Origin of the sequence: Acetatifactor aquisgranensis (assembly GCF_943193215.1) — a bacterium.
Classification (GTDB): Bacteria; Bacillota; Clostridia; order Lachnospirales; family Lachnospiraceae; genus Acetatifactor; species Acetatifactor aquisgranensis.
The window spans coordinates 35,362-47,275 of the sequence record NZ_CALPDH010000027.1; the positions used below are offsets into that span (position 1 = coordinate 35,362).

Sequence of the window (11,914 nt, forward strand, 5' to 3'; positions counted from 1 at the left end):
ATATGAAACTCCATAATCACATGAAAACAGGCAGGAAGATCCGGCGATGCCTGAGCGTGCTGCTCGTGCTGTGCATTTTGTTCACCAGCGGCTCGCCGAACCTGGCCTCTGCGGCGGACACAGAAGGGCACCGGCACGATGAGAGCTGTTATGAGGACAGATTGGTCTGCGAGAAAGAGGAGCATACAGCGGATTGCTATGAAGAAAGGCAGACGCTTATCTGCATGAATCAGGGAGAGGACGGCCATGTACATGATGACGGCTGCTATGAGACGGAGCGCGTGCTGCTCTGCGATTTGGAGGAGCATGTGTCGGAACGCTATGAAAGGGTGCTGGTGTGCGGCAAGGCCGATGGGAACATGGTAAGCGATACTGCCGCGCCTGTGGGCCGGCCTGATATGGAGACAGATGTCAGTATGGAATCTTCTGCCGGGGAAGCAGATTCGGCTCTGGAAGAGGACTCTGGCTCAGAGGGGGATTCCGGTGCGGAAGAGGGCTCCGGCCAGGCTCCGGAAGAGAATCCTGAGCCGGAGGAAAAGCCTGGCCAGGCTCCGGAAGAAGATTCCGGCATGGATTCCGATGACGGTAGTGAGCTGCCAGACCTTTCCGGGGCAGACGCGAATCAGCCGCCTGAAACGGACGAGTGGAAGCTGATTTGTGACAAGGAGCATGCCCACACTGAGGATTGTTACCAGAAGCTGTATTGCGGAATGATAGAACATACACATACCGGAGAATGCTATGACGAGAATGATGCTGCAATATGTGAAATGGAAGAGCATGAACACGCGGATTTATGTCTTCTTCCTATAGAAGACCAGCAGAAAATCGAGGCGCTCAATGAACAGATTGCCGCCCTGCCTGGCCTGGAAGCATTGGAAGAAATGCGGACGGGATATGAGGCCGGGGAAGTATCTGCGGACGAATATGCCGCTTTCCTTGCCGGGCTGAAGGCACAGGCGGATACTGCGTATGAAGCGTATATGGCTTTGGACGAAGAGCTGCGCCGGTACGTAGCAGGCACAGAAAGCCTGCTGGAATTGATGGCAGCTCTGGAGACGGCAGCGGACGGACAGGATAAAGAGGACGAAGCGGAAGCGTTCGAAGGAGAATACAGAGACGACAAAGTGATAGTCAATGTGACGGCAGAACCGGGTGTCATTCCGAAAGGAGCCGAATTGTCCGTCAGGGAAGTGGCGCAGCAGGATACAGAGGCAATCGGAAGGAATCTTGCGTCAGACCAGGCCGGAACGGCGGAAGCAGAGGAGCTGAATGGAAAATATGAAGAAGTCCGGAAAGAACTGGAGGCTTCTGTGGCAGAGGATGACACAAAAGAAATAGCAGGTTTCCTGGCATATGACATCAGTTTTCTGGCGACGGACGAAAACGGGGAGAAGAAAGAAATCGAACCTGAAGGAAACGTATCCGTGAGCATGGACTTCGTGGAGGCGTACCTTCCGGAAGGGCTTGCGGAAGGCGAAGAGGTACAGATAGACAGCATCGATGTAGTCCATATGAAAGAAGTCATCGATGTGGACACCGGCGAGGCTGTTCTAAAGGCTGAAGTGCTGGAAAGCGCGGAAGTCGTTGCCACCGATGACGCGGAACTGGAGAAAGCGGAGTTTGTCGTTGACAGCTTTTCGATTTTCACGATTTCCTGGACGGCCATGAGCGTCAGGGATGTGGCGGAAGCAGGCAATCCCATGTTTAAGATTACGTGGACGACCATGAGTGTATATAATTCATCGGAGCCTGCCAAGCCGTCAACCCCGGTGACATTGGAGCTGGGCGCATTCTGCGTAGACGCCGCCGGACGGCAGTTGGATCTGGGCGGGAAAGCGATCGGCGATATAACGATAACGGGAGCGGAAAGCAATAATAGTAATCGAGGACAATTGAGTTTAGCGGCATTGGCACCTTACTTTTCAGAGTATACCCTGGATAAGATTGTGCTGGGCGATTCCGGCACTCAGGAAATGAGCGGCAATCAGATAGGAACAATACTTGCCTTAAATAATAAGGACGCTGCCGGCAACTGGGAGAAAGTGTTACGCTGGAAGCCGGGAAACTGGGCTGGGGGAGTATGGAATGAGAATTCGGATGCAAAAAATAACAAGTGGGATTGGGGAATCAGGACCATATACTTCGTATATAAGCAAATCGAGCCGCCGTCGATTCCCACGGATCCGGAGACGGAGAAAGTGCCAGAACATGAAAAATACATCAAATATAATGGCAAGAACGACTATACCCTGACATTGAATGTCACCGGAGAGAAAGAGGTGCAGGATATAGACATCCTGCTGATAGTAGACACTTCGCACAGCATGATAAACTTAAGCGGCGTCAGTGATGAAGGACAGAGATACAATATTGTCAATAATGCTTTGCAGAAGCTGAACGAAGACCTAAAAGGCGTCGCGGCAGATAACGATCAGCTGAATATCAATGTGGGAATCGTGACCTTCGATGGCGGAGCAGGAGGAGGACGTGACAGGGAGACCAATGGGCTGGCGGATGTAAGAGACTGGTATTATCTGGGAAGTGACAACACGCCGGACGCACGGGTGGAAGCACAGTGGAAAACCATATCCGGAACAGACGGATTTGACTTTCAGCTGACGCGGAATATGATTGAAGAGAGAAAGGGGAGCACGAACTGGCAGGCAGCATTTCGGACCAGCCAGGAAATGCTGGCGAACCGTCCCGCATCGAGTCGGAAATATGTGATATTTTTGACAGACGGAGATCCTACGACCAGGTATGCCTCAGGCAGCAGTACGATTACGGTAGGCTCCGGATGCGCCACGCATAATTTAAATGAGGGGAAATACGGCGATCCCTATGATTACAACTTTGACGCTGCCGTAAATGAATGGCAGATGTCGCCGGCATTACAGTCGGCAGCTCAGGTTTTCGTCATAGCTGTGCTTGACGAAGGGAAAGTACAGTCAGATGAAGCCACCGGAGCGATTGACACAATATGCGGTAATCTGGCTGCGTCCATTGGGGCGACAAAGTACTCCGGACAGAATCCGGACAAATTGAATGAAATATTCGGTGATATCGTAAATCAGATTCAATACTCGTCTTTTAAGGATGTGGAAATTCATGACACGTTAAGCGAATACGTGGAATTTCTGGAAGAGACACCTACATTTACGGTGACTTATCATTCCGAAGCGGAGCCTGAACCGAAGCCTTTGGTGGATGAAAATGGCGCTCCATTATATAAAGTGGAATATGACACAGAGGCAAAGACCGTTGTGCTGAAAGTATTGAATGGCGGCGAACTGGAGGATGGGGTCACATACAGCATCAGCTTCCGCGTGAAACCTACGGAAAAAGCGGTGAGGGAGTATATCCAATCAGGATATCCGCATGAGGGAGAACCTTCCACCGATGCGCCGGACAACGACACGAGTTCAGAGAAACCGGGATTTCACTCCAACTGTGAAGAAAGGGCAAAGGTATATTATAACTACAATGAAAACGGCGTAAAGACGACGACTTATCTGCAGCCCGTCGTACAGGTAGATCATTCCGGGGATGACGAGATAGGAATCACGAAAGAAATGGGCGCCGCAGATCAGAACGGATACCCGATTACCATTCAGATAAAGTGCGGGAAGATTGAGAACAACATACTTGCAGGCTCCACAGGGGCCGGCTGGACAGTGACCGATGACATGGCGCCGTATACACATTTCATTTCTTTTAAAGAGTGTACGCTGAATGGCCATCAGCTGACCCTGGCACAGGACGGAAGCCTTGTGACAGAGGATGAAAAGGGAACATTGACTACAGTAGCGACTTACTGGCCGGGAAGAGATGTGGATGTGTCGGAAGAGGATACGCCGGAAATGCTGTCAATGGCATCAAGAGGAATCATAGGCTCGGGAATGGAGCCTTCCCCGGAAGGGGATGCCACAGGGAGGATAATCTGGTATCTGAACCCTGAACTGGCGGATGTGGTGATTGACGGGGATGGAAATGGCTACTGCAGCTATTCGCTGACTTACTATGTGCACTTTTCGGACAGCGGGGAGACAGAAGTCAGGAACACCAATTCCACGACTTATATCGAGATACCGGGTGACAACGATAGCAGCAAGTATCTGTATCCTGAGAAGATGCCGTTTTTCGTGAATATCGTCGGCAATAAGAAGAGCGCGGTCAATGATGGAGATTCCATGCAGGGAGCTGTATTCAGCGTATATCGGGACGCGGAAAAGACGAGGCCCATTGCTCAGAATGTAAGAGCAGAGGCGGATGGACACTTTGCGTTCCAGCTGGGCCAGAGCGATTTCGTCAGCACGGATCTTCAGGATGGCCGGATAACGGTATACCTGGAAGAGACAGAGGCTCCGGCGGGATACGAACGGGACGAAGCGCTGCATCCTCTTACAGTGCAGGTGGCGGATATCACATATTTACCAGCAGACGGGCAGGAGAAAGCGAATCCCGGAATATGGGATATGCTGGGTGACCAAAAGTGGGGTTCTGTCGCCGCGGACAGCGTGGCCATGGATGTGCTGCATGACCCTCACGGAATCAGCCCGGATTTTCTGGATATCACTTCCGATTCCGGGAAAATCCGACTGGAATACTACAACACGAAGCCCTGGAAACTGCTGAAGACGAGTGCATCGAACCATGACAACGTTTTGGCGGGAGCGGAATTCGCCCTGTACAGGATATCGGAAGACGGCGGCGAACCAGTGCTGGCCTACACAGGAATCTCTGATGCCGGCGGATATATAGACAGCTGGAAATCATTGGAAAGCGGAGAGCAGGTGTCGTCAGCGCTCCTGGCCGCAGGTGATTATGAGCTGCGGGAGACGAAGGCTCCCGGCGGGTATGCGGTAAGCGAAGAAATCTGGCTTGTTAAGGTTTCGCAGCAGGGAAAGGTCAGCATTTCCGTGAAAGGCGGGGCATCGGTACCCGGAGAGGACGGAAGCTATCCTTTTAGAGATGAAGTCCTGTACAGCCTTCCATCCACAGGAGGCATTGGAATCTATTGGTATCTGGTCAGCGGTACGCTGCTGATGCTGGCATCGGTGCTGACCTTATATAGATGCAAAAGAAAGAGCGAGGGGGAGGTGTTGCGGAATTGAGAGAATGAGGTTCTTCTGTACCATCATTTCTTTTGAGGAACGGACGGACAGGAGCGGCACAGCTGCAGCGAAACGTGCCTCTCCTGAGCCGGAGGCCTGATTCGTCAGGCAGAGCAAGGGTAACCGAAACAAAACGCAAAATGCAAAGCAGAAAGGAAAAAGTATGAAAAAGATGAAGAAGTTTTTAGCCATGCTGCTGGCTGCAGTCATGGTCATGGGGATGTCGGTGACGGCATTGGCGACGGAAGAGGGGGAAGAGGCTCCGGATGCGAACTCAAGTCCCGCGGCAGCAAGCACCCAAACCAATGTAGTGAACGGGTATCCTTCAGAGGATGACCATACTACAGTGACGATTACAGGGCTGGAAGGCCTTCAGGACGGTACTGTAGTGACCTTGTATAAGATTGCCGAGGCCCTCTATGCTGGCAACGGCTTTGACCGTTATGAGTTTGCGGAGGGTACAGGTGTAACAGTGGAAAATGCACAAGCTGGCCTTACGGCTACACAGATTACTGCAATCGTGAACGGCTTGAAAGCAGCCCCTGCGACTGTGACGCCATACAAAACATATACCACGGCTGGTGGGACAACGCAAGGAACGATAAATACTGCTGAGAAGACTTATACATGTGATGTAGAAGCCGGCGTTTATATCGCCATTGTCACAGGCGCTAAGAATGCAATCTATAATCCGATTCTTTTGACCGCCACATATGATGCAGAGGGAAAACTGGCAGGCGGCACCATAGATGCGGGAAGCAAGTATCTGTTTGGCTCTACGGCAGTTGCGAAGAGCATGACGCCCGACATTGACAAGACGGTAACAGGCGGAGAGGCTGATAAGATGAAAAACGGCTCTGAGGAAGAGGACGTCATCACAGCGTCTTTAGGCACCAGGCTGACATATACCCTGACTCCGACTATGCCGGAATACCCGGTCAATTCCGTAAATAAAGCGCTTTTCATATCAGATAGCATGAGCAAAGGATTAACTTTCCTGCCGGATACGCTGAAAGTCACAGTGAACGGAACGGAATATAAGGCGGATGCTGCCGGATGGTTGAAAAAGGCGGATACCGACAGCCAGGATGCTTCCATCGGAAAAATCAAGATTACACCAGCGACAGAGAACAGTGGCGCCAAGTTCGTCATCAACCTGAAATACGAAAAGCTGAGAACTGGAAATGAGGATGGCTCGGTTTATACGCCTGTAGTGACCTATGATGCGGTAATCAATGAAAACGCGGTTTATAAAAATGATAATGAGGCTTCCCTGGTATATTCCACAGATCCCAGTACCACACCTGAGTGGGATGAGAATACCGTGACTCCTCCTACAGGGGAAGGATATGACCATCAGGAAGATACGGAAACAGTTTACACCTATGAGCTGGCATTCCATAAGATTGGTGTGGATACGGATGCTGACAAGCTGAAAGATGCGGTTTTTGGAATCTATTCCGATGCAGAATGTACAGAACTTGTCGATGTGGTAAAGACAAATGCGGAAGGATACGCGGTATCCAGCCAGGTTGGAAAGGGAGATTACTATATCAAAGAGATTCAGGCGCCTGCAGGATATAGCCTCAATGACAGGGTATATAAGGTGACAGCGCAGTGGAGCACTTCAGAGACGACATTTATTGTAACGGATGTAAAAAGAGTATATACGGCTAATGTTTCCGAGGCAATCAGCTCGGTTCAGGTCGGCTGGCTGAGCGCTGAAAATGTATTCTATGGAATGGATATAACGGATACGACAGGCTTGACCGCAGCCTATATTAAGAGCGAGACAATGACGACAGACACGAATAAGGGAACAGTGGAGAACGAAGGGAAAGGGACAGTGACCGAGATAGTCGAAATCGGTGAAGATGGTACAGAAAAGCCAGTGACCGATATCCCCAATACTAAACTTGCCTCCCTTCCTTCCACCGGCGGCATCGGTACCACGATTTTCACCATCGGCGGATGTGCCGTCATGATCATCGCTGCAGCCCTTTTCTTCGCTACACGCAGAAAGGCTGAGAAATAAGCGATAGTTAGCATGTCTGTGCCATAGGCGGATCACAGCCGCCTGAAAGCATCAATTTTGCCAGAAAATCTGTAATGCCGGGGCGGCATGCCCGTCCCGGCACAATGAAACTTTCCGCGGGAGAGCTGCGCAGGAGCAGAACCGGAGAGGTCAACCATAGTCCCGGTACAACCGGGAAAATACAACAACAAGGAGAGCCCGGATGAAGAACATGCTGACTAAGTTCATATTTTCACTGCTGTTCCTGGCCGGTCTGTCCCTGTTGCTGTATCCTTTTGTCTCCAATAAATGGAACGACTACCGCCAGGGAGAACTGATTTCCGTTTATGAAGAGACGGTATCCCGGCAAAGCATGACGGGAGCTATCGACTACGAGAAAGAATGGGAGAGGGCGGAGCAGTACAATGATTCGCTGAAGCCATATATCCTCCCGGATTCTTTCGCCGCTGCGGCAGACACAGAGGAGCCGGACGGGGAATATATGGCCTGCCTGAACCTGACAGGAGATGGCATGATGGGATATGTGGAGGTGCCGAAAATAGGTGTAAAGCTTCCTGTCTATCACACGACAGATGCCTCCGTGCTTCAGGTGGCGGCAGGCCATCTGGCGGGGAGCTCTCTTCCGGTGGGAGGGGCTGGGAATCATGCGGTCATCTCCGCTCACAGAGGACTGCCCAGTGCGGCATTGTTCACGGATTTGGATCAGCTGCAGGAGGGAGATGTATTTTTTCTGTATATTCTGGATGAGGCGCTCTGTTATCAGGTGGATCGGATATCTGTGGTAGAGCCTGAGGACACGGCTGATCTGATGGCTGTGGACGACATGGATTTGGTGACGCTGCTGACATGTACGCCTTATGGCGTGAACAGCCATCGGCTGTTGGTCAGGGGGGAGCGTGTTGACTACGAAGAGCTGGAGGATCAGGTGATGAACCTGGCACATTTTTCCGGGCCCAGCCTGCGCACGAACTATGGGCTCTGGGCGGTGATAGGGCTGGCAGTGACAGGTATGTTCATTTTTGCTATGTATCTCTATGACGAGAGACGGAAAAAGGTTCCCGGGAAAGGCGCTATGAAATCAAGAAAGGCTTCTAAGCCGGAGACAGCGAAAGAATCCGGGCATATGCAGGACCGGGAGAGCCAGGCGGGGAATGGGGCAGCAAAGAGTATTGACACCGAAGCACCGGAAAATCCGGCGGTGAAGGAATGGCGTGACGATTGGCCGGAAGGGGAACCGGAGGGCTGGCGCGATGACTGGCCGGAGGAGAGAAATGAAACGGAAACTGATTAACCTACTGTTCGCACTGATATTCCTGATAGGCTTCGGCATTTTCGCATACCCGGCTGTGTCTGACCAATGGAATGCCTATAGACAGAGCAAACTGATATCCACCTACGAAGAGGTGATGTCAGAACTGGAGCCGGAGGACTACAGCAGAGAATGGGGAACGGCCCGCGCGTTCAACGACGCCATCGCTCAGAACGATTTCACCGGCGATGCTTTCGGCAGCGGAGATACAGACATAGAGGACACGGAATATTGGAAAGTCCTGAACGCTGCAGAAAACGGAGTCATGGGCTATCTGTCCATCCCCAAGATAGATGTCCGCCTGTCCGTTTACCATGGCACCGCAGACGATATCCTCCAGACCGGCATCGGACATGTGAGCGGCACGAAGCTGCCCATAGGCGGGGATGGCACCCACAGTGTGCTGGCGGCCCACAGAGGCCTGCCCAGCGCGAAGCTGTTCACGGATTTAGATCAGATGGAGCCGGGAGACCGGTTCTACATCCACATATTAGATGAAGTGTTCGCCTATGAGGTGGATCAGATTCTACCTATGATAGACAAGGATGACCTGGACACTCTCACCGGCGCCATGCAGGTAGTACCGGGAGAGGATTATGTGACGCTGCTGACCTGTACGCCCTATGGCGTCAACTCCCACAGACTGCTGGTCAGAGGGAGCCGCACGGCATACAACGGCGAGGAAGAAGCGGAGGAGAAGACCCCGGTGGGGAATATGGTAGAGTCCGTCCAGAGCTACTATATGCTCTATCTGGTACTGATACTGGCCATGATTCTATTGATGGGCATCTTCATCATGGCAGGAAAAGGAGCAGGAAAGAAGAAAGACTCGAAACGAGGGAGGGATGAACATGCGCGTGATAAAAAGGAAGGGAAATAGGATTCTGACGGCCATCGGCGCGGCGTGTCTGGCTCTGACAGCCATCCTGTGCAATGTGCCCCGGGCGCAGGCTGCCGTACAGGTGGACATGGCGCAGACAGGCACTTTGGCCCTGAAGCTGCCGGAGGACGAAGGTTCCGCGGACATGGTCATGGACATGGCGCGAATCAAAGGGGCTGACGGCACAGCCAACGGAGAACTGGACGTACATGCATGGAAAGTGGCGGATATGCTGGAGACCGGCAGATATGAGCTTTCGGGCGAGTTCGAAGGGCTGGGCATAGAGGGCGACGCATGGAGGGAGATGTCCCTATCGGAGGAGGGCTGGAAGAATCTGGCCGCAGCCGCGATGGACCTGGTCTATGAGCCGGACGAGGACGGGAAGCCTGTAGGCGAGCCTAAGATACCTGCCGCATATGACAAGGCGGTTCATGTGGCTGAGGACGGGACCATAGCGGAACCGGAGACGTTGGCCGGGATGGAACTGGGACTGTATCTTGTGACGGTGGATACAGCCAAGAGCCCTAAATATACGTATACGTTCACGCCCATGATAGTGTCACTGCCCTGGTCCTTGTACCAATACGAGGGTGCTTCCGGGGATGATGCCTGGCAGTATGCGAGGGAGGCGTTTTTAAAGCCTGCGCAGGAGCCCCGCTACGGCAGTATAAGGATTATCAAGGAACTGACAGACTACAATGCCTCTCAGGGCGATGTGACATTCGTATTCGATGTGGTTGCCAGGGAAAGCGGAGAGGAAGACACAGAAATCGTCTACAGCAATGTAGTCTCCCTGACTTTCTCGGAAGTGGGCGTCAAAGAAGCCGTCCTGGAGCACATTCCGGCGGAGTCAGTGGTGACTGTCACGGAGGTATACAGCGGCGCAAACTGTGAACTGACAGTGTCCGACGATGAGAGCAAAACGGTGATAGCGGACGGTGAAGACGGAAATCCGGTGACATTCTATTTTGAAAATCGTTATGACGAGGATGCCAGGAGCGGTTACGGCATAGAGAACCGGTTCCGCTATGACACAGAGCGGAATACTTACCAATGGACCACGGACCGGCCCGGTATCGGGGGCGGGACAGCGGACGGAGACAAAGCAGAGGCCGGAGAGTAGGAGGTGGCAGGAATGAAACGGACTAGGAAGACAATAGGTACGGCTGCCATTGCGCTGGCGCTTGTGGCAGGGGCTTCCGCCGGCAGCGCGAAAGCCTATTTCACCACATTCGCTGCGGCGAAGGGCGGCCATCAGATTACGGTGGACACAAAGTCCCAGATTACGGAGCAGTTCTCCGACTGGACGAAGCATATCCGGCTGGCCAACACGGGAACGGCAGAGTGCTATGTCCGGGTGAAAGTATTTGCCGGCAGCACCTATCAGGTGGAATATGCCGGAAGCGCAGGATGGCATGACGGCGGTGACGGATACTGGTATTATGATGAAATCCTCCCGGTGGGAGGAAGCACGGGACAGCTGGATGTGAAGATTACGCTGCCCACTGTGACGGTGGAGAATCCGGCCATGGAGACTCCGCCGCCATATACAGAGGATTTCAATGTAGTAGTGATTCAGGAATGTACGGCGGTATTGTATACAGAGGACGGCGCTCCCTATGCGGACTGGGATGCCAGGCTGGTTACCAATGGAGACAGCTATGGATGGGAAGGAGACGAGGCAGATGAGTGACAAGAGGAAGAAAAGAAAACCCGGCTTCGTTTCCGGGACAGCAGTCCTGTTTGCGCTGGCCATAGCGCTGCTGTCTTTCAGCGCCATAGGCAGTACCCGCGCGGCGCTGACCTTCTACTCGGAGACTTACACTGCCCAGATTGACGTCCAGAGCATCGGCGTGTCCCTGCTGGAAAATGGCAAGATAGTGGGCTACCGGGACTATACCCATGCGGATAATATATGGAACCAGGCATCCGGCGAGCTGCTGGTCCTTCCTGAGGGCGAGGAGTGGCAGATAGGGAAGACCTACCCGGAAGCTTTAAGCGTCAGGAACAGCGGCTCCATTGACGAGTATGTGCGGGTGAAGGTGTACAAATACTGGGTGGATAAGGATGGGAACAAGCTCACGCATCTGTCGCCTGCCATGATAGACCTGCATCTGACGAACGACCATTGGATTGTGGACGACAGGGCGACTACCGCCAGGATGGGGGAAGGCGACCCCAGGGACGGCGAGACGATTGTGCTGTACTATGACAGCCCGCTGCCGGCAGCCGGTGAGGGCGGGGTCTTCCATGAGACGGAAGCCTTCATAGATTCCGTGACCATAAAGAGCGATGTGGTGACGAAGGTGACGGAGACGCGCTCCACGGATGCCGACGGATGGACGACGGTCCGCACGGTCTATGACTATGACGGAGCCTCTTTTGTGGTGGAGGCCGAGGTGGACGCGGTACAGACCCACAATGCCCGGGATGCCATCAAGAGCGCATGGGGCGTGGATGTGGAAGTGGCCGGGGACGGGACATTGCGGCTGAGATGAGAAAGATTGGCTGCCGCCCGGACGAAGCCCGGAACTGAATAGGCGGCCGGGATAGAAGATAGATGCCTGCGCGGC

7 protein-coding genes are annotated in these 11,914 nt (G+C 53.0%); all 7 read left to right on the plus strand.

Features of this window, described 5'->3' with window-relative positions:
* The first annotated feature begins 2 nt into the window (after positions 1 to 2).
* The 7 genes from NFS35_RS20610 (at position 3) to NFS35_RS20640 (ending at position 11,839) form a co-directional block, all read left to right on the plus strand.
* Complete coding sequence (locus tag NFS35_RS20610; RefSeq protein WP_251208965.1) at positions 3 to 5,117, plus strand: DUF7604 domain-containing protein; 5,115 nt, start codon at positions 3 to 5, stop codon at positions 5,115 to 5,117.
* Between the two features lie 163 nt (positions 5,118 to 5,280).
* Positions 5,281 to 7,152, plus strand: a complete 1,872-nt coding sequence (locus NFS35_RS20615) for a SpaA isopeptide-forming pilin-related protein (protein WP_251208966.1) — start codon at positions 5,281 to 5,283, stop codon at positions 7,150 to 7,152.
* Between the two features lie 202 nt (positions 7,153 to 7,354).
* Complete coding sequence (locus NFS35_RS20620) at positions 7,355 to 8,443, plus strand: class C sortase (RefSeq protein WP_251208967.1); 1,089 nt, start codon at positions 7,355 to 7,357, stop codon at positions 8,441 to 8,443.
* Positions 8,424 to 9,341, plus strand: a complete 918-nt coding sequence (locus NFS35_RS20625; RefSeq protein WP_251208968.1) for a class C sortase — start codon at positions 8,424 to 8,426, stop codon at positions 9,339 to 9,341. Before NFS35_RS20620 ends, NFS35_RS20625 begins: the two co-directional genes overlap by 20 nt.
* Complete coding sequence (locus tag NFS35_RS20630; protein WP_251208969.1) at positions 9,313 to 10,464, plus strand: DUF5979 domain-containing protein; 1,152 nt, start codon at positions 9,313 to 9,315, stop codon at positions 10,462 to 10,464. Before NFS35_RS20625 ends, NFS35_RS20630 begins: the two co-directional genes overlap by 29 nt.
* Before the next feature lie 12 nt (positions 10,465 to 10,476).
* Positions 10,477 to 11,034 (plus strand): hypothetical protein, encoded by a 558-nt coding sequence (locus tag NFS35_RS20635; RefSeq protein WP_251208970.1) that lies wholly within the window; start codon positions 10,477 to 10,479, stop codon positions 11,032 to 11,034.
* The gene (locus NFS35_RS20640; protein ID WP_251208971.1) at positions 11,027 to 11,839 is read left to right on the plus strand and encodes a hypothetical protein; all 813 of its coding nucleotides are present in this window, start codon (positions 11,027 to 11,029) and stop codon (positions 11,837 to 11,839) included. The genes NFS35_RS20635 and NFS35_RS20640 overlap by 8 nt, the downstream gene beginning before the upstream one ends.
* Positions 11,840 to 11,914: the final 75 nt, after the last annotated feature.

What these genes read in the sequence shown, in the direction of transcription:
- NFS35_RS20640 (WP_251208971.1), top strand. Translation starts at nt 11,027, where the DNA reads ATGAGTGACAAGAGGAAGAAAAGAAAACCCGGCTTCGTTTCCGGGACA.
- NFS35_RS20630 (WP_251208969.1), top strand. Translation starts at nt 9,313, where the DNA reads ATGCGCGTGATAAAAAGGAAGGGAAATAGGATTCTGACGGCCATCGGC.
- NFS35_RS20620 (WP_251208967.1), top strand. Translation starts at nt 7,355, where the DNA reads ATGAAGAACATGCTGACTAAGTTCATATTTTCACTGCTGTTCCTGGCC.
- NFS35_RS20610 (WP_251208965.1), top strand. Translation starts at nt 3, where the DNA reads ATGAAACTCCATAATCACATGAAAACAGGCAGGAAGATCCGGCGATGC.
- NFS35_RS20635 (WP_251208970.1), top strand. Translation starts at nt 10,477, where the DNA reads ATGAAACGGACTAGGAAGACAATAGGTACGGCTGCCATTGCGCTGGCG.
- NFS35_RS20625 (WP_251208968.1), top strand. Translation starts at nt 8,424, where the DNA reads ATGAAACGGAAACTGATTAACCTACTGTTCGCACTGATATTCCTGATA.
- NFS35_RS20615 (WP_251208966.1), top strand. Translation starts at nt 5,281, where the DNA reads ATGAAAAAGATGAAGAAGTTTTTAGCCATGCTGCTGGCTGCAGTCATG.